This window comes from Anabaena sp. AL09 (assembly GCF_001672255.1).
Classification (GTDB): Bacteria; Cyanobacteriota; Cyanobacteriia; order Cyanobacteriales; family Nostocaceae; genus Dolichospermum; species Dolichospermum lemmermannii.
The window spans coordinates 68,023-91,274 of record NZ_LJOQ01000009.1; the positions used below are offsets into that span (position 1 = coordinate 68,023).

General features: G+C 38.4%; 22 protein-coding genes and 2 pseudogenes. 14 read left to right on the plus strand and 10 right to left on the minus strand.

Annotation, left to right across the window (positions count from 1 at the left end; translation table 11 throughout):
• Nucleotides 1-120: 120 nt before the first annotated feature.
• The gene (locus AN490_RS01590) at nucleotides 121-846 is read right to left on the minus strand and encodes a biotin/lipoate A/B protein ligase family protein (protein WP_299999322.1); all 726 of its coding nucleotides are present in this window, start codon (nucleotides 844-846) and stop codon (nucleotides 121-123) included.
• A gap of 35 nt (nucleotides 847-881) precedes the next feature.
• Complete coding sequence (locus tag AN490_RS01595) at nucleotides 882-1,361, minus strand: YbjN domain-containing protein (RefSeq protein ID WP_015078557.1); 480 nt, start codon at nucleotides 1,359-1,361, stop codon at nucleotides 882-884.
• An 881-nt stretch (nucleotides 1,362-2,242) separates the two neighbouring features.
• Between AN490_RS01595 and AN490_RS01600 the strand changes: the two genes are divergently transcribed.
• Nucleotides 2,243-2,623, plus strand: a complete 381-nt coding sequence (locus AN490_RS01600) for a hypothetical protein (RefSeq protein WP_299999324.1) — start codon at nucleotides 2,243-2,245, stop codon at nucleotides 2,621-2,623.
• Nucleotides 2,624-3,164: 541 nt separating this feature from the next.
• Here AN490_RS01600 and AN490_RS01605 read toward each other — a convergent pair.
• Nucleotides 3,165-3,344: a hypothetical protein gene (locus AN490_RS01605; protein WP_299999326.1), complete on the minus strand. Its 180-nt coding sequence runs from the start codon at nucleotides 3,342-3,344 to the stop codon at nucleotides 3,165-3,167.
• Between the two features lie 71 nt (nucleotides 3,345-3,415).
• Nucleotides 3,416-4,939, minus strand: coding sequence for a bifunctional phosphoribosylaminoimidazolecarboxamide formyltransferase/IMP cyclohydrolase (gene purH, locus AN490_RS01610; protein ID WP_299999328.1), 1,524 nt, complete (start codon nucleotides 4,937-4,939; stop codon nucleotides 3,416-3,418).
• Between the two features lie 213 nt (nucleotides 4,940-5,152).
• On the opposite strand from purH, the gene AN490_RS01615 reads away from it, so the two are divergent.
• From AN490_RS01615 to coaBC, 3 genes are all read left to right on the plus strand, one after another.
• Entirely contained in the window at nucleotides 5,153-5,785 is a 633-nt protein-coding gene (locus AN490_RS01615; protein WP_299999330.1) for an alpha/beta hydrolase, read from the plus strand.
• A 140-nt stretch (nucleotides 5,786-5,925) separates the two neighbouring features.
• Nucleotides 5,926-6,138, plus strand: coding sequence for a DUF2555 domain-containing protein (locus AN490_RS01620; protein WP_148761297.1), 213 nt, complete (start codon nucleotides 5,926-5,928; stop codon nucleotides 6,136-6,138).
• A gap of 79 nt (nucleotides 6,139-6,217) precedes the next feature.
• Entirely contained in the window at nucleotides 6,218-7,429 is a 1,212-nt protein-coding gene (gene coaBC / locus AN490_RS01625) for a bifunctional phosphopantothenoylcysteine decarboxylase/phosphopantothenate--cysteine ligase CoaBC (RefSeq protein ID WP_299999334.1), read from the plus strand.
• 10 nt (nucleotides 7,430-7,439) lie between these two features.
• On the opposite strand, the gene AN490_RS01630 is transcribed toward coaBC, so the two are convergent.
• The gene (locus AN490_RS01630) at nucleotides 7,440-7,700 is read right to left on the minus strand and encodes a prevent-host-death family protein (protein WP_299999336.1); all 261 of its coding nucleotides are present in this window, start codon (nucleotides 7,698-7,700) and stop codon (nucleotides 7,440-7,442) included.
• 303 nt (nucleotides 7,701-8,003) lie between these two features.
• Between AN490_RS01630 and AN490_RS01635 the strand changes: the two genes are divergently transcribed.
• From AN490_RS01635 to AN490_RS01645, 3 genes are all read left to right on the plus strand, one after another.
• A complete protein-coding gene (locus tag AN490_RS01635) occupies nucleotides 8,004-8,237 on the plus strand; it encodes a hypothetical protein (protein ID WP_299999338.1) in 234 nt (77 codons plus the stop codon).
• Nucleotides 8,191-9,147 carry a hypothetical protein gene (locus AN490_RS01640; RefSeq protein ID WP_299999340.1) on the plus strand — a complete coding sequence of 319 codons (957 nt, stop codon included), beginning with the start codon at nucleotides 8,191-8,193 and terminating at the stop codon, nucleotides 9,145-9,147. The genes AN490_RS01635 and AN490_RS01640 overlap by 47 nt, the downstream gene beginning before the upstream one ends.
• Before the next feature lie 255 nt (nucleotides 9,148-9,402).
• The gene (locus tag AN490_RS01645) at nucleotides 9,403-10,620 is read left to right on the plus strand and encodes a glycoside hydrolase family 10 protein (protein WP_299999342.1); all 1,218 of its coding nucleotides are present in this window, start codon (nucleotides 9,403-9,405) and stop codon (nucleotides 10,618-10,620) included.
• Between the two features lie 129 nt (nucleotides 10,621-10,749).
• Here the strand turns inward: AN490_RS01645 and AN490_RS01650 are convergent, their stop codons facing one another.
• Both AN490_RS01650 and AN490_RS01655 read right to left on the minus strand, forming a co-directional pair.
• Nucleotides 10,750-12,237 (minus strand): site-2 protease family protein, encoded by a 1,488-nt coding sequence (locus AN490_RS01650; RefSeq protein WP_299999344.1) that lies wholly within the window; start codon nucleotides 12,235-12,237, stop codon nucleotides 10,750-10,752.
• Nucleotides 12,238-12,552: 315 nt separating this feature from the next.
• Nucleotides 12,553-12,810 carry a hypothetical protein gene (locus AN490_RS01655; RefSeq protein WP_213719458.1) on the minus strand — a complete coding sequence of 86 codons (258 nt, stop codon included), beginning with the start codon at nucleotides 12,808-12,810 and terminating at the stop codon, nucleotides 12,553-12,555.
• 205 nt (nucleotides 12,811-13,015) lie between these two features.
• On the opposite strand from AN490_RS01655, the gene AN490_RS01660 reads away from it, so the two are divergent.
• Nucleotides 13,016-14,620: a peptide ligase PGM1-related protein gene (locus tag AN490_RS01660; protein ID WP_299999347.1), complete on the plus strand. Its 1,605-nt coding sequence runs from the start codon at nucleotides 13,016-13,018 to the stop codon at nucleotides 14,618-14,620.
• Between the two features lie 157 nt (nucleotides 14,621-14,777).
• Here the strand turns inward: AN490_RS01660 and AN490_RS01665 are convergent.
• Nucleotides 14,778-14,996 (minus strand): annotated as a pseudogene (locus AN490_RS01665) (hypothetical protein); the annotation flags it as partial.
• A 154-nt stretch (nucleotides 14,997-15,150) separates the two neighbouring features.
• On the opposite strand from AN490_RS01665, the gene AN490_RS01670 reads away from it, so the two are divergent.
• The 4 genes and pseudogenes from AN490_RS01670 (at nucleotide 15,151) to AN490_RS01685 (ending at nucleotide 18,223) form a co-directional block, all read left to right on the plus strand.
• The gene (locus tag AN490_RS01670) at nucleotides 15,151-16,827 is read left to right on the plus strand and encodes a serine/threonine-protein kinase (RefSeq protein ID WP_299999379.1); all 1,677 of its coding nucleotides are present in this window, start codon (nucleotides 15,151-15,153) and stop codon (nucleotides 16,825-16,827) included.
• A 385-nt stretch (nucleotides 16,828-17,212) separates the two neighbouring features.
• The gene (locus AN490_RS01675; RefSeq protein WP_299999349.1) at nucleotides 17,213-17,338 is read left to right on the plus strand and encodes a Na+ dependent nucleoside transporter N-terminal domain-containing protein; all 126 of its coding nucleotides are present in this window, start codon (nucleotides 17,213-17,215) and stop codon (nucleotides 17,336-17,338) included.
• A pseudogene (locus AN490_RS01680) lies at nucleotides 17,335-17,607 on the plus strand (nucleoside transporter C-terminal domain-containing protein); the annotation flags it as partial. The gene AN490_RS01675 and the pseudogene AN490_RS01680, both read left to right, overlap by 4 nt.
• A gap of 418 nt (nucleotides 17,608-18,025) precedes the next feature.
• Nucleotides 18,026-18,223 (plus strand): proteinase inhibitor I4 serpin, encoded by a 198-nt coding sequence (locus AN490_RS01685; RefSeq protein WP_299999351.1) that lies wholly within the window; start codon nucleotides 18,026-18,028, stop codon nucleotides 18,221-18,223.
• Nucleotides 18,224-18,326: 103 nt separating this feature from the next.
• Here the strand turns inward: AN490_RS01685 and AN490_RS01690 are convergent, their stop codons facing one another.
• Complete coding sequence (locus AN490_RS01690; RefSeq protein WP_015078540.1) at nucleotides 18,327-19,487, minus strand: AI-2E family transporter; 1,161 nt, start codon at nucleotides 19,485-19,487, stop codon at nucleotides 18,327-18,329.
• Nucleotides 19,488-19,650: 163 nt separating this feature from the next.
• Here AN490_RS01690 and AN490_RS01695 point away from each other — a divergent pair, with 163 nt between their 5' ends.
• Together AN490_RS01695 and AN490_RS01700 are read left to right on the plus strand one after the other, a co-directional pair.
• Entirely contained in the window at nucleotides 19,651-20,031 is a 381-nt protein-coding gene (locus AN490_RS01695) for a hypothetical protein (protein ID WP_299999354.1), read from the plus strand.
• A gap of 250 nt (nucleotides 20,032-20,281) precedes the next feature.
• On the plus strand, nucleotides 20,282-21,706 hold the full coding sequence (locus tag AN490_RS01700; RefSeq protein WP_299999356.1) for an LCP family protein: 1,425 nt from the start codon (nucleotides 20,282-20,284) through the stop codon (nucleotides 21,704-21,706).
• 147 nt (nucleotides 21,707-21,853) lie between these two features.
• On the opposite strand, the gene AN490_RS01705 is transcribed toward AN490_RS01700, so the two are convergent.
• Complete coding sequence (locus AN490_RS01705; protein WP_299999358.1) at nucleotides 21,854-22,984, minus strand: extracellular solute-binding protein; 1,131 nt, start codon at nucleotides 22,982-22,984, stop codon at nucleotides 21,854-21,856.
• Nucleotides 22,985-23,252 lie beyond the last annotated feature (268 nt).

Sequence of the window (23,252 nt, forward strand, 5' to 3'; positions counted from 1 at the left end):
TTGTAAACATCATACTAAAGATAAAAACTAAAATAGACTTACAGACTGCAATTAATCTCTTTCTTGCTTTGCGTCTTGGCGTGAGAAAAAAATATAGGGTAGAATAAAAACCTCCCCTAATCAACAATATTCCCAAATTAGATCCCACTCATCTGCCGACAGAGGCTTTACCTCTATTTCCATAGCAAAACAATCACAAGCTGCGGCTATTAAAGCCTTAATTATTGTTTCTTGATTGATAGTTTCTGGAAATTGGATAGGACTAAAAAACTCTTGATTAAATACTTTTGCAAATAAATCTGCATCTGGATTCAATCGCATAGAACCATGTTGAAGAATCGCTTCACCTTTCCGTAATTGGGCGCTACCAATCAGTTTAGAACCATCTGCTAAAACTAAATCTGCACCTGTCGCAGTCCCAAAACAATTAGGATTGTGAATATAACCACGTCCAGCTTGACCATAGTACAATTCTATATTCAGCGATCGCCATCCTTGAATCAAAAACTCACAAATCTGCCCATACACATCTAGCCGATTTCCCCTCAGTCCAGACGTGACCACAGAGTAAGTTAAATCACCTTGATGTAAAACTGCCCTCCCACCTGTATTCCGACGCACCAAAGCCAATTTTTCACCTTTCCACCTTAAATTTTGCCAAAATTCGGGATAGTGACGTTGATGATAACCTAAAGAAATTGCGGGTGGCGACCAAGTATAAAAACGTAAAGTTGGCGGATGTTTTCCCGACTCATGCTGTGCTAATAACCAGCGGTCTATAGCCATCTGGATATCACCAGCGGCTGCTAAAATCGGAATAAGTCGCCACACCTGCTGATCCGGCATTAAATATCACATCCCTAAACTAAAATTCTGGAAACTTAAACTGTACCAAACTCAGATTGCAGATATTCATCATTATCATCAGCAATACTAGCAACGATAGTAATGATCCGAGAAACTTCCCCTGGTGACAACTCCGCTAAAGTGCGTGTAGAAATCACAACCACCTGATTATCAATAATCCCGAACCGGGCTTCAAAGGTACTCACACAATTCATCTCTAACAAATATCGTGTCAATTTTGGTTCATTTTTAGCCGGTAACTTCAGCACCGCAGACCAAACCGTAATTGTATCTTCATCAGTAATTCCCGTCAATTGCACAAATACTTCTATACTGCCATATTGGAATTTCCACAGATATCCACCCTCAGCAGCATGACTAACCATTGCACTTTGATCTTGTGCTAGACTATCAATCACATTTTCAATTACTTCCACATGGTTTGGGGTTGTGGTGTCTTCAATAAGTTCAGTCAACAACTCATCTGGAGATTGGGCTTCTAGGTAGCTTGCCATACAGATTTTTCTCTAAAAATATAGTTACTGCCTTAATCTACTATTATGCTACCAAAAATGCCAGCATCTACTTCGTCTATTGTTCAAAGTCGAGATATCAGCCATACATTCGCCATTTTTTGCAGCTTGGGTTAAGAAACAGCGCAACTCAACGCATTTATTGAATTATGGTTTATGTCTCGGACACGCTACTGCAAACAACCTAACCTACAAATCAAAGCTTTTTTCAATTTGGTGAAGGTATTGATTAAAAGATGAGAAAGTATTGATCAAGATCACAGCCATACTGATTAGTATGACATAGGCTCAAGTTATTGTTGTATTATGTAAAACGTGGTCAATTTCCTAATTATTTTTTCCCGGTTTCAGGCGTTTACATCCAGAACCATTAGATGTAAGTTACCTTTAACCTCATTGGCTGTCAACATCAAGTAAAGATATTAGAATTTATTGTCTAACTCTTTACTGTGCCTCATTAATAAAAGACAAACAAAACCCTATTTTGTCCATATTACATCATTCAATGCCTACTATCGGTTACATAAGCTACCAATTTCAGTTAAAATAGGCTATCAAAAACAGTTTATTTAGGGGTAGCACAAAAATTACTCGCCGGTTTGATGTTAAAAGATGTAAAAATGATGGCAGAGGAACAATTTACTGATTTACAGCATCAAGGGATACAAAACGATCAGTTAAATTGTGAGTTGCCGAATGTACAGCGATTGATCAAAACTCAAGTTGACAAATTGGGGTGCTATCTGTTAAAAGGTTCTAGAATGTGCCGTAAAAACCCGAAAAAAACCCGAAAACTTTTTTGAGATTTTTCCGGATTAGTCAAAAAATCTGCGATTATTGTTACACTGATTTTAATAAGCACTATGAATATTAAACTTGATCACAGCACTCCATGTCATTTAACTTCCTTCTTTAGCCTACTGATGAAGGAAGGTATTTCCCCCAATCAAATCGTTTTGGGAATTGTTCAATTAGCCACCCAGACTCATGAATTAGACGGAATGATGGCATCAGCAGACTGTTTACGGTTGCTACTGGTACTGATGCCAGCAGAAACCTGTGCTAAAGGCATTTCTCAGTATATATCATCTTTAGCAGCGGAAGGCGTTACTACTTTAATGTTATTAGATGCCTTGAGTCTAGCTTGCTATGTTTGTGGACAATCAGATGAAGCTAACCTAGTTCACTTGACTTACAAGAGATTACAAGCTGATGCTATTATCTCCCAAATGCTTCGTGATTAAGCACTAAAATATTAATTTTTCATCCTTTTTTCAAAATCCAACTATTTTCAAGTTAACTTGTACTCAGACATGGCAATTTTGTACTGAATCATTCCGTTTATTCATTAGGCAACCAGTCAATTCAATTAATTTATATTTTCTTTGCGATCCTTAGCCAATAGCTGTTAGCAGTGGCTAGAATTGGAATGTCGCCATATTTATGGTCAGTTTGACAGCACCGCATCTACCACTTTTGATCTGGTCTAGAAGTCTCTAGCACTGGGAAAATCCTGACATCAATAACTTTTCAGCTTTCTTATTTACCCTGTTGATATTCAATTAAAGCTCTAAACTAAAATAGTTATCTGCCAAATTGCCAAAATATTAGATCATTGCCGAAACATTTCTGGAATTCTCTGTTTTGCATAGATAGCGAGCATTTAGTTTCCAGTATCTCTACTGTTTTGTTGATTGATTATTGGCTATAGAAAAATTTTTGACATTAAAAAGCGCCTGGGAGTGTTGCCGTGTTTCCACCCCAGACGCTTTTTAAATTTTCTCCTCACACACAAATATAACTTATCACTCTTTTCTTCAAATGGCAAGTACCTGAGACAACAATTTTGGAAATTGTTTGAAAGAGGGAACAGGGAATATTTTTCTTCCCCATGACAACTGACAACTGTACGGGCGAAGCATTTGGAGAACTATTTTTGGCAATGACCGATAATTTATCTTCCAAATGCTTCGCCCCTACTGGACCGATAATTTATCTTCCAAATGCTTCGCCCCTACTAACCACTGACAACTGACCTAATGTAAAAAGTGCCTGACACCAGTGACAACCATGAGTAAACCCAGTTCATTAGCGGCTTTGATAGAGTCTTTATCTTTGAGACTTCCCCCTGGTTGAACAATGGCAGTAATTCCGGCTGCTGCTGCGGCTCTGACGGTATCATCGAAGGGGAAGAAGCCGTCACTAGCGAGAAATGCTCCTTGGGCTTTTTCTCCAGCTTGTTCGATAGCGATTTTTGTCGAACCAACGCGGTTCATTTGTCCAGCCCCTATACCCAAGGTTGTGCGATCGCTCGCTATGACGATAGCATTGGATTTAACGTGTTTGCAAACTTTCCAGGCAAATAGTAATTCCGCTAACTCACTGGGGGTGGGTTGACGCTCCGTGACAACTTGCCATTGACTAGGATCAGCAATGATATCATCAGCAGATTGGACTAAAAACCCACCTGCTACTACTTTCACAGTTTCTTTTGGTCCAGTCAATAAATCTGGTAAAATCAAAACTCGGACATTACCTTTTTTAGTTAAGATTTCCTGGGCTGCTTCGTCACAACCAGGAGCAACCACGCACTCTAGGAATGTCTTAGTTAATTCCGTCGCTGTGGCTGCATCAATAGGACGGTTTAAAGCGACAATTCCGCCAAAAGCAGAGGTAGAATCAGCATTAAAAGCTTTTTGATAAGCGTCAAAAATTTCTGGTGCTTCCGCAGTTCCACAGGGATTAGTATGTTTGATAATTGTTGCTGCGGGACTATCTGTAAATTCAGCAATTATCCGCCGTGCAGCTTCCAAATCTACCAAATTATTGTAGCTGAGTTCCTTGCCTTGCAACTTAGTCGCTGCTGTCCAACCTGTAGCTTCATTTCCTGTTTGATACCATGCTGCGGGTTGGTGAGGATTTTCCCCATAACGCAAAGATTGGAGTTGTGTACCGGAAATAGTAAATTCTTGGGTTTGTGTGCCAGCTAAATAGACAGCAATGGCATGATCATAACTAGCAGTATGCAAAAATCCTTTTAACGCGCATTTTTGGCGAAACTCTAAAGATGCTGCTCCATTTTGGCGTAATTCTTGCAAATACTCACCATATTGGGCAGGATCACATAATACCGTCAAATGGGCGTAATTTTTGGATGAAGCCCTTAACATTGCCGGGCCACCAATATCAATTTGTTCCACTGCGTCAGCTAGGGTAACTCCTGGTTTAACAATAGTTTCCGCAAAAGGATAAAGATTCACAACTACCAAATCAATGGGTCGAATTTGATTATTTTCTAAATCTGTTATATCTTGTTCGACATCCCGCCGTGCTAAAATACCGCCATGAATGCGAGGATGAAGAGTTTTCACCCGACCGCCTAAAATTTCCGGTGAACCTGTATAATCAGAAACTTTTGTAACTGGTATGCCAGCATCTTTCAGGGTTTTGGCTGTTCCCCCACTGCTGATGATATCAAAGCCAAATTCCTCAACTAAACTCCGGGCTAAATCGCCTACACCAGTTTTATTAGATACACTCAGCAGGGCTAAACGCGCCATAATTCCCCAGATTCCTTTGGACTAAATTGCTTTCTGTGATGAACATTCTACCGAAAGGATGGTCAGAATCATAATTAGCCTGGGGAGTATTGGCAAAATATGAAAATGCGTAGGTTGGGTTGACAAAGGAAACCCAACAAAATCTCAAAATGTTGGGTAACGCTATCGCTCCACCCAACCTACAATTATCTTTAATTCTTATCTCAATTATCCATGACTCCGACATTAGATTTTATTAGGGTTTCTCCACCAAAAAACCAAACACCAGACGCTTTAATCGTCACTCTACATGGTTGGGGTGCAAATGCCCAAGATGTGGCATCTTTAATCCCTCATGTCAATTTACCTGATTACGAATTTTTACTCCCCAATGCCCCCTATCCTTATCCTTATGCTGATACAGGTAGGGCATGGTATGACCTGCGGACGGAAAATATGTATGATGGATTAAATGAAAGTAAACAACTACTGATAGATTGGTTGCTCTCTTTAGAAAGTAATACAGGTGTACCGTTATCACGCACAATTTTGAGCGGATTTTCTCAAGGTGGGGCGATGACTTTAGATGTAGGATTAAGCTTACCCTTGGCTGGATTAGTAGTGATGAGTGGCTATTTACATCCTAGTGTGGTAACGCTGAATCAAGGCAATTTTCCGCCAACATTAATCATGCACGGGACACAGGATGAAGTTGTTCCTCTCCAAGCTGCAATTAAGTCGAGAGATGTGGCACAATCTCTAGGTGTAGCAGTGGAATATCATGAATTTGCCATGGGACATGAAATTAATTTCCAAATGCTAGAAGTGCTACGAACTTTTGTTGTCAACACAATTGGTCAGCTTTAGTTACAGAATTTTTACAAATTCCGGTGAAATTCACAAGAATTTTTACAAATTTAATGCTCGTTAATGAGTAAGATAGTAAAGGTGGAATCAACTCCACCCTCAGCTGAATGTAAGCGCTGCAAAAGGGAGGGGCAAGCATTATGAAAACTCTAAGCATTTCCAAAACAGAAATTTCTGCTATGACAGCGACAGAGGTACAGGATTTGGCTACACGTCTGGAATTAGATAATTATAGTAATGCTTTTGAGGGTTTAAATGATTGGCATCTATTGCGGGCGATTGCTTTTCAGCGTCCAGAGTTAGTTGAAGCCTATATCCACCTCTTAGATTTAGAAGCTTACGACGAAGCCTAAGAATTTTAGATTTTGGATTTTGGATTTTAGATTGGGTGGGACGGGCTAAAATCAAAGGTAATCGGAATTTTGCCCCAAAATGCCATCATTTACAAATCTCAAATCTAAACGGGTTATTATCTGTGTAGGCGGTGGTATAGCCGCCTATAAAGTCTGTGAGTTGGTGTCTACACTGTTCAAATCGGGGCTAGAAGTGCGAGTTATTCTCACTAAATCTGCCCAAGAATTTATTACTCCTTTAACTTTATCTACTTTATCCCGTCATCCAGCTTATACAGATGATAATTTTTGGCAACCAATTTATCAGCGTCCCTTGCATATTGAGTTGGGTGAATGGGCTGATTTAATTGTAATTGCGCCTTTAACTGCTAATACTTTGGCTAAGTTAGCTTATGGAATGGCAGATAATTTGCTAACAAATACTATTCTCGCTTCTACCTGTCCGGTGTTGTTAGCACCTGCCATGAATACAGATATGTGGCAACAGGTAGCAGTACAAAGAAATTGGCGACAGGTATTGACAGATGGTAGATTTTATGGTATGGAAACAGGTTCTGGGTTGTTGGCTTGCGATCGCATTGGTGCTGGTAGAATGGCAGAAGCCGCCGAAATATTTGTTTATATTCAATCTTTATTATACACCCAAGGCAAGAGAGATTTAGCGGGGAAAGAGGTTTTAATCAGTGCTGGGGGAACGCGAGAATATTTAGATCCGGTGCGATTTATTGGCAATCCCTCCACTGGTAAAATGGGTTTAGCCTTGGCACAGGCTGCACTGCACAGAGGCGCAAAGGTAATATTAGTCCATTGTCCGGCGAATTGGGAAGTACCTTTGGGAGTAGAAGCAATTTCGGTAATTAGTGCAGAGGAAATGCAGCAGGTAATGTTCAAGCATTTAGCCAATGCAGATATAATTATCATGTCAGCCGCAGTTGCAGACGTAAAGCCCAGAGATTATTGTAGCGAAAAATTGCCCAAGCGATCGCTTCCTGAAAATCTTCCTCTAGCAGCAGTACCGGATATTGTTGCTGAAATCGGAAATCGCAAACAACCCCATCAATATTTAATTGGTTTTGCAGCACAAACTGGAGATATTATTACTCCAGCGAAAGAGAAATTGCAAAGAAAGAAATTAGATGCAATTGTCGCAAATCCTATTGATAAAGTTGACAGTGGTTTTGGGAGTGATCATAATCAAGCGGTGTTTTTAGATAAAGAAGGGAGAGAGTTAGAAATTCCGGCTTGTTCTAAGTTGGAAATGGCGCATTATTTGTTTGATTTTGTTGTTTAATGGAATGAAATTATATTGTACTTTCTTTAGCATTCTGGAAATCGGCAAATAATTCATCTTCACTAATACCTCTTGTTTCCAGCAATTGTTGGATTTTTTGGACTGCTGCTTGTAAAGCCATTAAATCTTGTTTTTGAGGAGTAGGTTGTGTTGGTATGTAGTAACCTATTGGCACTCCATGAGAAGTAATTGCAATTGGTTCAGATGCTTGTTGTGTGTACTTATGTAAATTAGCCCGAAATTCTTTAATGCCTACAGATTGGATGTCCATAATAGTGAATTGACAAATTGTGTACACCTAAGTACACTATAACATGAACTTTGAGTTATCGAAGTTATTGATAATAAAAAACTATCTTTTCCTACGCTTGAAAAGGGATAACTTTGACCATCTTCTGTCGTATTTATCCCCAGCAAGTCAGGATTATAGAGATTTTTGTTTATCAAAAGCTCAGTAAATCATATAATAAATGCAAAATATTATACAAGTGCGAGTAATTTAATTAGGGTAAATAATGAAATAAATTTAGTCCTATAGTGTATGATGGATATGTCCAGTCAATACTACTGGAATATGAACAATTCCGATCTTGATAGAAATCTTGATATAGAAGAACTAGCTGAGTATATAGCTACGGCATCTCAAACGATAGTTAATGAGATGAAAAAACAAGGTGAAAATTATTTGGATTTTGATGAAGCTGTTCAAGCCATGAAAAATGAATCATTAATAGAGCAACAGAAATGTCAGGAGGATTTTAATGCAAGAAGATCTCGAATTAAAAGAAAATTTAATAGAAGAAGATGAGATTTCAAGCTTAAAACATTTTATTTATTTAGATAAAATAAAATTGCATTCTTATTCTTCTCAATTATTTGGGGGTGTAGTACAACTAAGAAGATCAACAGAGAATGAAGGTACTAAATCTACACAAAGCTCAGGGGAAGAATATACAGAAAAAATTCAAGAGGATGGTAAAGAAGGTGAAATAAGTATTGGTCCAAAAAATTATGCGGGTGGTGCTAGTGGAAAAACACTAGATAAAACAACGCTTAAAAGTGGATATAAAAAAGGAGTTAATACTACATCTGATGAATATTTATCTTCTACTACTGAAGATATTGTTGAACATGACTATGGCTATCTAAAATTTGAAGAAATCTTAATAAATAAAGGAATTTTAAAAGAAATAAATGACATAGAAAAATTAGAAAAATATTCATCGTTAATAAAAATAACTGGAGTTTGTAGATTTATTGATTGGGATTCTATTATAGAATTATGTAGTAAAGATAGTGTAATAAATTCTTTTCTATCAAATTCTAAACAAAATACCAACCAAAATACTAATAAGGGTTTTAAGCAGAATCCTCAACAAAAGAAAGATGAAGAAAATCAATTTAAAGCTGGATTAGAGCTAATCAAAGCATTTTCAATTGGTTCTGTTACAGTCAATACTAATATAGGAAATTCAAATCTAATAGGAACTATAAATCAAGAACACCTTCGGATAACAAGAGATCAACTTAGATCAGCATATATTATGCCAGGGGATGTAGAAATGACAATAGTTGGATTTATACCAAGAAGAGGAATAGAAAAAATTACTTTTCCTGGTATTTCAGGATTAATAGATATGACAGAAGTATGGAAACTTTGGACAGGAGAAATTGACCTAGTAATAGAACCGATAGCAATATACACAGAAATTAAATAGAAATACATATTCAGCTTATTTTCTATTTGTGATTGTAGGTTGGGTTAAGCAAAGCGTAACCCAACAACAATTAATAAATGTGGTTCTACCGTTCCCCTTATGATCAAACATCCTTTTAATATATCCAAAACCATTGGTGTACATGGGTTTAATCTAAATTAATAAGCGATTTCAGGGATATTTTACCGAAAATATCATAAAGGGAGCGGTAGAGCCATAAATGTAAAAATTACGCGACTTTCAAAAACTTAACTAATGAAAAAAATATCTCTAAAATGGCAACGTCAAACTAAAAAACTAGGATTTTTAGCAGCTATGATGACCGTGAGTATGGTTGCTTTCATGATGCTATCATTCCCCTTAAATGCTCAAATTCCTAAATCCACAGAATTACGGGGAGTATGGTTAACAAATATTGATAGTGATGTTTTATTTGAAAGTAATCGTCTAAAACAAAGTTTAAGAACATTACACCAACTCAACTTTAACACCGTTTATCCCGCCGTCTGGAATTGGGGATATACCCTTTATCCTAGCAAAGTCGCAGCCAAAGTCATTGGTAAATCAGTTGACCCTACCCCCGGACTCCAAAAACGGGATATGCTCAAAGAAGTAATATCTGAGGGTCATAAACAAAATTTAACAGTGATTCCCTGGTTTGAATTTGGCTTTATGGCACCTGCTGATTCACTTTTAGCTAAAAATCGTCCTACTTGGTTGACAAACCGCAGAGATGGCACAAAAATAGTCAAAGAAGGAACACATAACCGAGTTTGGTTAAATCCCTTTCGTCCCGAAGTGCAACAATTTATCCAAGATTTGATTGTAGAAATAGTTAAAAACTATAATATTGATGGGATTCAATTTGATGACCATTTCGGATTACCATCAGAACTAGGATATGATGCCTACACCACAGCATTATACAAAAAAGAACACCAAGGTAAACTTCCTCCCGCAGACTTCAAAGATCCAGAATGGGTAAATTGGAGAGCGAACAAAATTACCGAATTTATGAAGCGGGTATTTACAGCAATTAAAGCTAATAAAAAAGATTGTATCGTTTCCGTTGCGCCTAATCCCCAGCGTTTTTCCTACGAATACTTCCTTGCAGATTGGCAAAAATGGGAAAGAATGGGATTAATTGAAGACTTAGTTTTACAGATTTATCGTAATGATTTAAACGTCTTTATCAGCGAATTAGAATATCCAGAAGTCAAACAAGCCCAAACTCATATTCCCGTGAGTATTGGAATTTTGAGTGGTTTAAAAAATCGCACAGTTCCTATGGAACAAATTAAAACCCAAATAGAGAAAGTGCGAGAGAGAAAATTTGCCGGCGTTTCCTTCTTCTTCTACGAAACCCTCTGGAACATGAGCCAAGAAAAACCCCAACAACGCCAACAAACATGGCAAAAAATATTCCCCACACCCACAAACTACCCCAACCTATTAGCAAACTGGAAACCGTAAATAATTGGTAAAGAAAATCTGGCGTTGCAGAATTAAAGGATGAAAGTGAAAAATTTAAAAGCATAAACTTTGCGCCTTTGCTCCTTTGCGCCTTTGCGCGAAACATAATTCTATGCAACGCCAAAATTCCTAACTACCGATACCCAAACGCCCAGCTAAAGCCGGAGTCAAAGGTAAAAGAGTAGCAATCATTAAAAACAGAGCCAAAAGACATAAAGCCGCTCTAGCATCATCTGGTTCACTGATTTCATTCAAACTAGGACGTTCTAAATCCCGTTGTAAAAACAAAATCACAATTGCCCAATACATAGCCAGAGGATTACCTAATGATACGATAGCCAGTAAAACTATCGTCGCAAAAGTGGTTCTACCGGCAGTTTTGCGGCCATAAATTGCTTGTACAATTCGCCCCCCGTCTAACTGTCCAGCGGGCATTAAATTCAAAGCTGTTATCACTAATCCTAACCAACCAACAATTACCAAAGGATGAATATTCACCAACGGAGATTGTAAAGCCGAACCAAGGACAACCCGTGCCAAACTACCGACTAAAATTGAACCTTGGAAAAACTGATTGGGTAATTGAAATAAACTGCCTGGGTGGGACAGTAGCAATCCTATTACCAGTAATAGTAAGGAAGTAATCCCCCCAAAAGCCGGTCCAGCCAAAGCAATATCAAATAAAGCATTCCGGCTAGGGACAAGGGACTCAAACCGAGTAATTGCCCCAAAAGAACCAATTTGCACCGCTGGTAAAAAGAACGGCCAACTTAATTTGACTTGGTGACGACGCGCTAATAGCCAATGTCCCACTTCGTGAGAGATCAAAATTACCAATAAACCCAAGGCAATAGGTAAGGTTTCGGCAAAGCGTTCGGGGTTACTGAATAAATCGAAATTCTGTAATATACCCCCCACTTCTAAGCTGGTAGCGATAGTTGCTATCAATAAAATCACCGCAAAAGCTTTTTGTGCTAACTGGGTGCGTTGGGGGTCTGTGCGGCTAGGGAGAACAATCATCACAGGTTTACTGTCAGTATCTTCTACCAAAAACAGCCGATATTTATCATCTAACCGTTCTTGTAAAGTTTTCGTCAGTCGGTTGTGAACGGCTTCTGGTTCTCCGCGCAAGTTGCCTTTAAAAACTACTCCTTCTTGGTAGGGAATAGTTTCGGTGGCAAAAAATGTGTCAATGCCAAAAATGCCTCTAATTAGGCTTAAATCTGCTTCAGGTATGGGAGTTGGTGCTAATTGCAGTTCTGATACTACAACTGAACTGTCTTTATCACCTTCGCTTGCAGTTTGGGCAGCGAGTCTATCTGTTGCCCGTTGTTTGAGAATAGCATCTTGTCCCGCGTCCCGTAATTTTCTACCCAGGAAAATATACAATCCAGCGGAAGCTACCACTAAGAACAAGATACCAACGATGTTGATATAAATCCCAGCGGCAAATAATCCAAAGAACAAAAGCCAGGGAGTCATTAAAACGAGGGATTGTAACCAGGCTAAGATACCTAGTTTACCAAAAGGTCTGGCGCGATAAAAGCCCCAGCCTAAAATGCCGGACGCTATCAGCACAATGGCTGCAATTATAGGAGTTTCCGATGAAGTCAACATCTCTAAACCTTTGCTATTGAGACCGAAGCTAGTACCGCAGTGCGGAATTAAAAATTAAAAATTAAAAATTAAAAAAGCAGATTACACAAGCTTTTGTCAAATTTTTAATGGTTGATTGGTACAAGTCTGTTTTTCTATATATTTTACCATTTTTGAGGATAAAATCAATAAATAAGTTGATTTGTTTTCTGCTCAAATTGCGCTATGTTGTGGTGACACTACACGCAGTTATCAGGCTTTAAGTAATATTGTTTTGTCAAAGAATTGACAAAGTGCAATTTTTATGATTTGAAAATTCGCCACAAAAGGAGAGTATTAAAGTTCTGATGCTGTTTCAGGGGCAATAATTTCTCCAGCACCCAGTTTTAACATTATATCCTGATCGGTAATCAATTCTTTGAGTTCTTTAACTTGCAAATTCATTTTTTCACAAGCTTGGCGTAATTCTTGAGCAAATGTATTAATATCATCCCCATAACCACACTGACACGCAGCGGTTTCTATTCCCTGGTTGGCGTTTGCTCTAGCACAATCTACTAATTCTGTATCATGTAATGGTTGTGGAGATGCCATAAGTGGATTTTTTAGTATTTATCTATTCCCATTCTGTGATTGTATTAGTTATTAAATATTTATTCATCTCTCTTTAGTGTTATAGATCCCCGACTTCTTTAAGAAGTCGGGGATCTGCAAGTTACAAAACGATACATTTACAATCTTTATTTGCACTCTCTCTTGGGGTATATATTAGGTAAGGAAGTAGTATGGGTATGGGGATATGGTGACACTAAATATTGATGATTTTCAGGAAATTGATAAATTTCGTAATTTACAATTAACATTACGCGATCGCTGGAAAACTAGCGAGTTATTCGATAATAGTGAAGCGGATATTTTAATTATTCCTTCTTTGAGTATAGATCAGCGAGAATTACTCAAGGTGGAAGGCTGTGAGCATTATGAGGAAAGGTTACTTTTCTCATTAATGCGCTTACGAAATCCCCGCACTAGGTTAATTTATGTGACTTCAATGCCGCTTCATCCTAGCATTATTGACTATTATCTCCAATTACTTCCTGGTATTCCTTTTTCTCATGCTCGTCATCGGTTATTATTACTTTCTACTTATGATTCTTCTTTAAAACCTCTGAGTCAAAAAATATTAGAACGTCCTCGTTTATTAGAAAGAATTCACAAGGCTTTGCGCTTAGATAAGGCTTTTATGGTCTGTTATAATTCCACTTTTTGGGAATCGAAATTATCTCTAAAGTTGGGTGTACCTTTATATGCTGCTGCACCAGATTTACAAATTTGGGGAACAAAAAGCGGCAGTAGACAAATTTTTCAAGAAAGCGGTGTTCCTCTTCCCGACGGTAGCGAGTTGGTCAAGAATTCCCAAGATTTAGCTAATGCTGCGGCTAATTTGTGGGAACGTCAACCCACATTACAAAGAATGGTAATTAAGTTGAATGAAGGGTTTTCAGGAGAGGGAAATGCACTCTTAGATCTAAGACAAATAATGGATTTTGCACCGGGAAAAGCTGATCATATTCACAGGGTAGCAGCTATTAGCGATCGCTTTCTCCATTTACGTTTTCAATCTTTACAAGAAACCTGGGCAAATTTTTCCCAACGCATTCCCGAACTAGGGGCAATTGTTGAAGCTTTTATAGAAGGAGAAATTAAACATTCTCCCAGTGTTCAAGGCAGAATTACACCCAATGGAGAAGTAGAAATTCTTTCTACCCATGACCAAATTTTAGGAGGTCCAGACGGACAAATCTATATAGGTTGTCGTTTTCCTGCGGATGAAAATTATCGCTGTGAATTACAGGAATTAGGTTTAAGAGTTGGCAAAAAATTAGCAGAAAAAGGAGCTTTGGAAAGATTTGCAGTTGACTTTGTGACTGTTGACGAAGGTAATGGCAAATGGGATATTCAAGCTATTGAAATTAATCTTCGCAAAGGAGGAACAACTCACCCATTTATGACTTTAAAATTCCTCACTAATGGTCGTTATGATTTATCCACAGGTTTATTTTATAGTCAACAAGGCAGACCTAAATATTATATTGCTACAGACAATTTACAAAAAGCCAGTTATCAGGGATTATTACCTAATGACTTAATGGATATTATCGCCCACCATAGACTACATTTTGATAGTGGCACGGAAACAGGGACAGTTTTTCATCTCATGGGTTGTCTTTCCCAATTTGGTAAATTAGGATTAACAAGTATTGGTGATTCACCCCAAGAAGCGGAAGATATTTATAATAAAGTTATTGATGTTCTTGATCAAGAAACTAGCGGTGATCATAGCAATCATGCTATCTTTTCTGATTACAATTTTCCTATGACTGGAGATGGATATAGTTGTTAATAAAAGTATGAAATTCTGATATCATATCATTTTTAAATGTTCTGATATCCTTGTTGATTTACTACGTCGCTTCTATATATAGCAATCCTAGAAAAATAGTAAGTAGGGTGGGTATTGCCCACCATAGCCCGTTTAGGGTGTAAGATTAAAACAGATTTTAATTAACACCTGCAATAGTTGCTAAAGCATTAGCATATTGTTCTAAATCTTTTCTTAATAGCTCTAATTCATTTCTTATATTTTTTTCCTCACTCCAATTTTGTTCGTGAGCTTTTGGACTTAAATGAGGAGGACGCTGAGATTCCCATGTTTGTAATAAAGGATGCCACTTTGCGAGTAACGGCCGTATACCTTTATTCAACACCGTTATTTTAATGTAGTAGTAAAAATGTATTATCAAGATGTATTAGTAAAACATATTATAAAAACGTATTACATTTCCAGCATATATATAAATGTCTAAAGGATATAATTAAGCATCCCCAATTTGAGCATCTTTTCCTGACAAAACCCTGAAAGCCTTGATTTTAATGAGTGCTACGGTTCACTGCATAAATCCCCATTGTCAACGTCCCTATCCTCAACCCTGGGGAAACAAATTCTGTAACAGTTGTGGCGCACCGCTGCATCTGTTAGATCGCTATTTCTCTCTTAAACCTCTTGGTGCGGGGGGATTTGCCCAAATTTACACAATTTGGGATGAAAAAACACAGACAGAAAAAGTGCTGAAGGTGCTGGTAGAAACCTCACCCAAGGCGCTGGAATTATTCAAGCAAGAAGCGGAAGTTTTAAGTAGTTTCCGTAATTCTGGCGTGCCAAAAGTTGATGCTGACGGATATTTTCAAATTAATTTGGTTAACCCTAAACCCCATCAATTACCTTGTTTGGTGATGGAAAAAATCAATGGCTACACTTTAGAGGAAGTATTAATAAATTCTCCTCAAGGTTGTTCCGAAGATTTGGTAATAGGTTGGTTTATTCAAGCTGTACAGATTTTACAGGAATTACATCAACGCCAAATTATTCACCGAGATATAAAACCTTCTAATTTAATGTTGCGTACTTCTACACCCGCAACCCCTGGGAAGGATGATAAATTGGTGCTAATTGATTTTGGCGGCGCTAAACAATTTAGTGGTTCAGTTTTGCGATCGCATCCCACCTCTACACGCTTGTACTCTTCCGGCTATAGTCCTTACGAACAAATTCGCGGTGGTAATGTTGGCCCAGCCGCAGATTTTTATGCTTTAGGACGGACTATAATTCAACTACTAACAGGTAAGTATCCGCCAGACTTAGAAGATAGTCTGACAGGTAAATTACGCTGGCGTAATTACCGACAGATTAAATCAGATTTAGCGGATTTGCTTGATGAGATGGTACAGGATGATCCGAAATTTCGTCCAGCGGATGCAGCTATTATTCATAAGCGATTAATCAAGATTGCTTCTTTACGTCCACACAAGGGGTTATTGATCAGCGCAGGTCATTTCGTCGTCACATCAATTACTGATATTACTCAATTCATAAGTAATACTACTGTATTTATAATTGAGGGAATATATAAATTTTTATTAGCTTGTTTGGCGACTATTTGGGTGATGATTCTGACAAGTATCTGCGCCGGAATCGGGACTATAATTGGTTTTGTCCTGGCTTACCATACCAGTTTAGGCGATCGCTGGTTAGAATTACTAGCCTATCAATTACCAACATTAGTCGAAAAACAACCTTATATAGCCGCAGAAACTATAGTTTATGGTTTTGCAGGTTTGGGAACAGGTTGGGGATTAACCTTATCAGGCTGTTTTAGCCAAAAGCGGCGGTTTCTGATCACAGCTTTAATGGGTTTCATTGGCTATAGTTTAGGCTGGATAGCTTGTCAATTCATCACCACACCGAATCCGGCGGAAAGCTTAGTCACATGGATTTTAATCTCACTTCCCCTCTTAACCCTCGGCTTAGGTCTTCGCACTCATCAAATCGCTTATGCTGTCATTGCAGGTTTAGGAAGCGCCAACCTCATAGCCATTTTCGTGCGGTTAGGATTGGGACTGCATTTATTCCATTTTTCCAGTCAACCACAAGGGCTGGATGTATTTTCACCCATAGGTTTTTTTAGTTTAGTGAGTATCTTAATTAGTTTTTCCTTGAGTATAAGCCATTACCTAGTTGTCCCTTGCTTACGCTGGCTAGGTTGGCGATAAGCAGAAGTCAGGAGTTGGAGAAGCAAAAAAAAGAAAATTCCCCCTGTTCCCTAAAATACAGATACCCCCAGTTCATTTTATTGTGAACTAGGGGCATCCCATAATTGGTAGACTATAAATTTTTCGGTATACTGAAGTTGAAACCAATATACACTCTTTATTCTCATTTGCATAGTTCTGTAATAACAATTTATTTAAGTTTTGTATACTTTTAATTATTTCTTTATATTTAAGATTAATTAAGCCAGCAAATATCCTGTTTTTCTTCCCTTGCATTAGCAGCATTTTGGTGATAAATACCGCCTAAATCAGCTAATTCGGCACTTAATGATCGGAAATTAAGTTATTCTGAAGCTTATTTGCAAAAAATATGGAAACATTGAATATGGAACGCGCTATTTCATTTTTAGGCATTTGTGTTTTCATCGGTATATGCTACGCCCTGTCCGTGAATCGTCAAGCTGTGCGTTGGCGGACAGTCGCCTGGGGATTGGGGTTGGAATTTATATAGGTAAAAAGACGATTCTTAATGAATTTATCGCCTATTTGGATTTAGGAGAAATGATTAAGAAACAAGAAATTTCTCAACGTTCAGCTATTATTGCCACTTACGCTTTGTGTAATTTTGCTAATGTTGGCTCAATTGGCATTACTATTGGTGGAATGACAGGAATAGCACCCAACCGTCAACAAGACTTAGCCCGTATGGGTGTAAGAACTATGATTGGTGGATTATTAGCGGGTTTTATCACTGCGGGAATTGCGGGGATTTTGATTTAGAAATAATTGAAATTACAGGATTTGATGTAGGGGTAGCGCCCCCGTGCCTACCCCGTTCTTATGGAGGTACAAGAACCCCACCCCCAACCCCCTCCACGCAAGCGATGAGGGGGCTATAATAGATTTTATTTAAGTGCATACCGCTATAGGTTGAAAATTATCTATACCTTCGCCATTTTCGGTTTTGGGAATCGCTTGTTGAGGAGGTGCGTCAAGTAGAGGAAATCTGTTTTTTGTCAAATTATGGGGTCTGACGCACCCTACAAGGACTAATAACAAACACTTATCATTCTAGCTGTTACCAAAACTGTAACGATTGAGGATTTATGAATCTGTGGATGAGATAGTGAACAATTAGTAGATTAGCAACGTCTTTTGCAATAGACACCTGAAAATCTGGAGTAATTGAGGTAAAAGGATGAATTCTGTCACAACCAATTTTCTGCAACGACGTTATGGAGTAAGTTTGGGCAGACGTTATGTTTTAGCAGCCGCTGGTGTTATGCTATTAGGTGCGTTTGCTTGTTACCCGATAGATAACAGCGATAACGTTTTTACTAAATCTAATCTACCCAATGCAGAACTAGGCTTTTTACCGGACGATAATCTACTTTGAGAGCAGTATGGCTGGTGATCTGCGTCGATAGCGTAGCGTGGCGTTAGCCATACCATCCCTCTCAGGTCTAAAGATACGCTCGTTTCCCACTTACCGCGAGGTCTTATGAAACACTCAAGGAATTATTGGTTTCTACTTTTGGAGATGCTTCTGGTGTCATAGGTGTGGCTATATCATCCAGAGAAGAGTCTTCTGGATCAAGACTCAGTGCTGAGGGGCGAATAGCACTGATGATGCTTTTAATGACAACAGCGCAGGGGACAGCCACAATTACTCCTAAAAGTCCGCCAATTCTCGCTCCAGTTAAGACAGAAATTAAAATCCAAACGGGGTTTAAACCCGTAAAACTGCCTAAAATTCGGGGTGCAATCAGATTTTCGAGAATTTGCTGCACGATTACGGCAGCTATTAAGACCCTCACCCCCATAGAAACATCTTGGAGTGAAACCAAAGAAGTTGTCAAAGCGATACCCACAGAACCGCCAAAGGGGATAAGTGCCATGACTCCAATAGTTAACCCAAATAATAGACCAAAGGGAACTTTCAGCCATAAAAAGGTAGGAATCAGCGCGGAAGCCATGCAGGTTGATAAAATTAATTGGGTGATAAAAAAGTTTTGAAAGCTTAAACGGACTGTTTTGGAAAAGGGAGCGCGAAATTTAGAAGGTAGCCATTCTACTAAACTTTGCCAAAGTTCACCGCCATGCTGTAATAAATAAAACGTTAATACCATTGTTAGTAGGAAATCCAACAAACTGGTAACAGTGATCACTGCTAGATTTAGCACCTGTCCAGCTATGGACTGTAATTGTCCTTTGACGCGATCATTGATTTGTGCAGCTAAAGCATCTAAGTTAATGGGTAAACCTACACTTTCTGCCTTACCATTGAGTATCATTAATTGTGAACGTCCTGAATCAATTAAGTCTGGTAAACGCGCCACCAGTTGTTGGGCTTGAGTCAGGGCGAGAGGAAACAGGGTGACACCTAGAGCTAATAAAATGGATAATGCTAACAAAAATACGAGGATGGCTACTTGCTCTCGTTTTGCTCCGTGATTTTCCATCCAACTTACGGGATAGTTGAGTAAAAATGCTATTACCGAAGCTCCGACTAAAATAACGATCAGGGAGTGAAAATAATTGAAAATTGCGGCAATAGCCCAACCATTGAGAACTAATAATGGTGCAAGTAGCGCGATCGCTAAGTATCTCGCTATAGGTGTCAATGTTTGCCACCAATTGAGTAGCTTACGTGTTTGCATTTTTAGGTAATTACACTATAGAACTAAATTGATTTCTTCTTGACAAAGTATTAATCCCATGGAAGTTGGTCATCGGTAATTGAAATTGTTAGTTGCCCCTACCTAATTAACAACTTAGGTTATTATCTCTAACTTAATGACTATTATTCACCATCTCTAGTTTATGATCACATCAACCACTATGGATAAATTGCCAGCAAAAGATACAGATATCTCAAAAACACAACTTATTTTATATTTGATCCCCATTATCGGCTTTTTTCCCTCGCTGTGGACTCTCTACCAGCGTCAGGGTAGCCGGGAGCAAGTTACTGCCAGCCGTTTATCTATTACCTTGGCCTTTATATGGATGTTAGGTTATTTATTGTTAACTACTGGAGCAGTAGCAGATTTTTCGACACTGCGCTTGTTAATTCTCAATAGTTTTCTGACTTCTGGTTACTTTTTAGTCAGTGTTTGGTTGATTTTCCGGGTCATTCAAGGCAAATCTTCCCGTTTACCAGGATTTAGCAACTTGGCAGAGCGACTATGGCATAAGTATTAAATAGCAAATCGGAAAATCATAGAAATTATCGCAGCCCGTTACAGATTGCCGGAAGTATAAATTTCAAATCAAAATCTCAAGATTAATAAAAAGGCTTTCACCCCTAACTCCTGGTTTGTGAATTCTGTTGTATATTCGGAGCTTTATTATAGCAAATTTGATGAGAAGTTAGCTATTATAGTCTGATTTGTTTTGGATGTATTGAGTCGGCAAATTTACTTTATTTAAAATCGTAGGTGAGAGGAAGTCTGTGACTAGTCAAAAAACATCAGCAGCACAACAAAAAGCCGCAAAAGCTAAATATAAGGGGAAAGGGCAAAATTCCCGCCCATCAAAATTAGGACGGTGGCTATGGTTTGCGGTGGGTATGGGTGGGATTGCCCTAGTATCTGGACTTGCAGGGGCGTTGTTGGCGGTTTCTTGGGAAAGTACGCCTTTGCAACAAGCTCAACTCAGTCCCCAGGAGGAAGCGGTATTTGATGGCGATAGTATTTCTGGCAATGGGTTACAATTTTCCCAACTAACTCGTCCTGTTAATATCCTGCTAATGGGGATGAGCGTACTGCCTCCAGATGTCCAAAACCCCCCTTCTGACAGCAAAAATCTGAGTTATTTACCCCAAATTAATTCTTTTGACGGTCTTTCTGATGTCATGCTGTTGATCAAGTTTGATCCAGAGACAAAAAAAATAGTCATGCTTTCTGTGCCTAGAGATACCCGTACAGAAATTGAAGGGTATGGAGTGAAAAAAATTAATGCGGCTAATGCAGAGGGTGGACCAGCGTTAACGGCGAAAACCGTTAGTAATCTTTTAGGTGGAGTAGGAATTGATCGCTATATTCGTATTAATGTTTTGGGCGTTAGTAAGCTAATTGAAGCTTTGGGGGGAGTGAATATTTATGTCCCCAAAGATATGAAATATCGGGATGATTCCCAGCATTTATACATTAATTTAAAAGCGGGTCAACAACATCTCAATGGTGAACAGGCATTGCAATTACTCCGCTATCGTCATGATGAACTGGGAGATATTGGTCGAATTCAGCGCCAGCAAATGGTGTTGCGGTCCTTAATTGAACAGACTCTGAACCCGACAACCATCACGAAATTACCAGACATTCTCAATGTTGTTAAGGAAAATATTGATACTAACTTATCTGTTGAGGAATTAGTAGCTCTAGTTGGTTTTGGCTCAAAAATCAATCGCTCGAATATGCAAATGTTAATGCTACCTGGACGCTTTAGCGAAAATCATGAGTTTGATGCCAGCTACTGGGTTCCAGATGGGCGGAATATTGCGAAAGTAATGACGCAGCATTTCGGTTTAGAAGCGAAGACGGCAGAAATATCGTTTGCTGAACCTAGTCATCTGCGTGTAGCTATTCAGGATAGTACAGGGAACAATCGCTCTCAATTGCGTCCCCTAATTAGAACATTGGAAAAAGCTGGATATAAAAATATCTTTGTCTCCAAACCCTGGGGACAACCCCTGGATATAACTCACATTGTGGCACAACAAGGAGATGGAGATAGTGCCGAATCAGTCCGTAGTCTCTTGGGATTTGGGGAAGTACGCGTAGAAAGCACTGGTAATATCGGTTCAGATATTACTATCCAGATAGGAAAGGATTGGTTTCAAAACCAGGCTATTTTCCAAAACTCCACCAGTCCGTAAGCCCTATTGATTACAAACATCTTTACTGAACTTAAAATTTCACAAAAGTCAGCAGTTATGGATTAGAGTCCAAAGAGACAAAATCAGCAATTATCCTCAAGAATGAATCATTAAAAGCAAAGTTGGATTCCGTTCTTCTTGCCAAAATTATGATTGTTTGATCTTGATGAATAAATCTTCATACTCTTTCATAACTGCTGGAGGTAAGGGGAGTATAAATTCACTTTTGGCCAGAATTTCAGCATCAGTTAATAATAAATTCTGTAACTGTTTCTGAATATCCCCCAGAACCATAGCATTGTCCACAGGAGAATTGCTTTTAGTTAGTAAGGCAATTTGTTTAGAGGTATTGGGTTGTAAACAAAAATCTAACCATTGATATGCTAAACCATCATTACTAACACCTTTGGGACTTACCCATAAATCAGTCCAAATTGCTGTTCCTGATTGGGGAACAACTGCGGCAAATTTTTGATAACGACTGATTACCGGAATAATATCATGAGACCAACCAACTGCTAACCAAGTATCCCCAGTAATTAATGGTTCTAGATAGTTTTGAGAATCATAGAATTTGACTTGTTGATTTAATGCTTGTAATTCTGGTTTTAGTGCGGAAATTTGCTTGATATTTTCCGTGTTATAAGATTTTCCTAATTTCTTCAAAACTAAACCAATTACTTCTCTGGGATGATTAAGTAAAGAAATCCGATTTTGTAATTCACTCCGCCATAAATCACTCCAATCTGTTGGTTTCCAACCTAATTTTTGAAACTTTTCTTGATTATAAATAATTACTGTATTCCCCCACCGATAAGGAACACCCCAAATTTTACCTTCTTGATCACGCTTAATTAGTTGTTGCCATTTTTCATTTAAGTTAGCTAAATTTTTGATATTTGTTGTTGCTAATGGTTGAATTAGTTTTTGATCAATTGCTGCTTGTAACCAATAATCTCCCAAGGTAACTAAATTAGCAGTCGGTGATTTTTGATTTTGATTAAATGGTAAATAACGAGTCCATTCTTGCTGATTATTAGTTGGCGGTTGTTGCCAAGTCTGTAATAATTTAAATAACTCCTGAAGCTGATTCACTGGGGTAAATTTCAATTCTCCCCCTTGAGTTACAGTTTTCCGAAACTGATTAACTACCTGACCAGGAATAGAATTTTTTAATAGCTGTACATTTAAGGGGGGTTGCTGGTTTGTTCCGCATCCTGTGATCAATTGAGAAAGTGTTAAGGTACTTATACCCAATAAAAAAGATCGTCTGTCCATTGATTTTACAGTTGGTGAATATAGCCATCCTCAATCATAGCTTGAGTTTGATGGGGCAATTTTACATATTGAGCTAGAAAATTTACCGCTTGCATCAGCACTGAAACCGAACAAATGCGTTGGGTTGTGCTGTCGCTTAACCCAACCTGCAAAAAATGGCTAAGGTATTGAAACAAGTTGACACTCTCAGGGAGCCAAGCCACTGAGATTCTACTGACAGAATTAAATTAAGAGTTTAGCTCAATCTAATCTCGCTGCGACCGTCAAA

Bases quoted from the DNA above. Each gene is read 5' to 3' on its own strand.
- AN490_RS01590 (WP_299999322.1), bottom strand. From the start codon at position 846: ATGCCGGATCAGCAGGTGTGGCGACTTATTCCGATTTTAGCAGCCGCT.
- AN490_RS01595 (WP_015078557.1), bottom strand. From the start codon at position 1,361: ATGGCAAGCTACCTAGAAGCCCAATCTCCAGATGAGTTGTTGACTGAA.
- AN490_RS01600 (WP_299999324.1), top strand. From the start codon at position 2,243: ATGAATATTAAACTTGATCACAGCACTCCATGTCATTTAACTTCCTTC.
- purH (WP_299999328.1), bottom strand. From the start codon at position 4,939: ATGGCGCGTTTAGCCCTGCTGAGTGTATCTAATAAAACTGGTGTAGGC.
- AN490_RS01615 (WP_299999330.1), top strand. From the start codon at position 5,153: ATGACTCCGACATTAGATTTTATTAGGGTTTCTCCACCAAAAAACCAA.
- AN490_RS01620 (WP_148761297.1), top strand. From the start codon at position 5,926: ATGAAAACTCTAAGCATTTCCAAAACAGAAATTTCTGCTATGACAGCG.
- coaBC (WP_299999334.1), top strand. From the start codon at position 6,218: ATGCCATCATTTACAAATCTCAAATCTAAACGGGTTATTATCTGTGTA.
- AN490_RS01630 (WP_299999336.1), bottom strand. From the start codon at position 7,700: ATGGACATCCAATCTGTAGGCATTAAAGAATTTCGGGCTAATTTACAT.
- AN490_RS01635 (WP_299999338.1), top strand. From the start codon at position 8,004: ATGAACAATTCCGATCTTGATAGAAATCTTGATATAGAAGAACTAGCT.
- AN490_RS01640 (WP_299999340.1), top strand. From the start codon at position 8,191: ATGCAAGAAGATCTCGAATTAAAAGAAAATTTAATAGAAGAAGATGAG.
- AN490_RS01645 (WP_299999342.1), top strand. From the start codon at position 9,403: ATGAAAAAAATATCTCTAAAATGGCAACGTCAAACTAAAAAACTAGGA.
- AN490_RS01650 (WP_299999344.1), bottom strand. From the start codon at position 12,237: ATGTTGACTTCATCGGAAACTCCTATAATTGCAGCCATTGTGCTGATA.
- AN490_RS01655 (WP_213719458.1), bottom strand. From the start codon at position 12,810: ATGGCATCTCCACAACCATTACATGATACAGAATTAGTAGATTGTGCT.
- AN490_RS01660 (WP_299999347.1), top strand. From the start codon at position 13,016: ATGGTGACACTAAATATTGATGATTTTCAGGAAATTGATAAATTTCGT.
- AN490_RS01670 (WP_299999379.1), top strand. From the start codon at position 15,151: ATGAGTGCTACGGTTCACTGCATAAATCCCCATTGTCAACGTCCCTAT.
- AN490_RS01675 (WP_299999349.1), top strand. From the start codon at position 17,213: ATGGAACGCGCTATTTCATTTTTAGGCATTTGTGTTTTCATCGGTATA.
- AN490_RS01685 (WP_299999351.1), top strand. From the start codon at position 18,026: ATGAATTCTGTCACAACCAATTTTCTGCAACGACGTTATGGAGTAAGT.
- AN490_RS01690 (WP_015078540.1), bottom strand. From the start codon at position 19,487: ATGCAAACACGTAAGCTACTCAATTGGTGGCAAACATTGACACCTATA.
- AN490_RS01695 (WP_299999354.1), top strand. From the start codon at position 19,651: ATGATCACATCAACCACTATGGATAAATTGCCAGCAAAAGATACAGAT.
- AN490_RS01705 (WP_299999358.1), bottom strand. From the start codon at position 22,984: ATGGACAGACGATCTTTTTTATTGGGTATAAGTACCTTAACACTTTCT.